General features: G+C 71.6%; 1 protein-coding gene. It reads left to right on the forward strand.

The window, feature by feature from the left end; translation table 11 throughout:
- A partial coding sequence (locus tag KZA10_RS17055; protein WP_218683494.1) for a glycosyltransferase occupies positions 1–617 on the forward strand: 617 nt, incomplete at both ends.

Here is a 617-nt window from a genome sequence, read left to right on the forward strand (position 1 = left end):
GCCCCGTACCTGCTCGTGCACCCGGGCTGGGAGCTCTTCGGCTCCGACCGCATGCTCCTGGAGAGCGCGCGCGCTCTGCGGGAGAGGGACGAGCGGGTCGTCGTCGCGGTTCCGCAGCGCGGGCCTCTCGTCGGGGAGTTGCAGGCGATCGGGGCGGAGGTCCTGATCCCGCCGATGTTCGTGCTCCGGAAGTCCTCTCTGCACCCGCGCAACTGGCTCCGCTCCGCCAGGGATGCGGTCCGCGGCATCGCCGCATCCGTCGCGATCGTGCGTCGTCTGCGTCCTCGGGCCCTCTACGTCAGCACGATCGTCCTGCCGTCCTGGCCGCTGATCGGGCGGCTGAGTCGGGTGCCGACGGTCACGCACGTGCACGAGGCCGAGGCATCGGCCTCCCCGCTGGTGAACCTCGCCCTGTACGCTCCGCATCTCGCTTCGCACCGCATCATCGCGAACAGCCGCTTCACGCTGCAGACCGTCGGGGCCGTGCTCCCCGCGCTCGGCCGTCGGGCCACGGTCATCCTCAACGGGGTCGCCTCCCCGGATGACGTCGAGCCGCCGCGTGCGCGCATCGACCGGATCCGCATCGGATACGTGGGCCGTCTCTCGCACCGCAAGGG

Origin of the sequence: Microbacterium sp. BF1, assembly GCF_019279095.1 — a bacterium.
GTDB lineage: Bacteria > Actinomycetota > Actinomycetes > Actinomycetales > Microbacteriaceae > Microbacterium > Microbacterium maritypicum.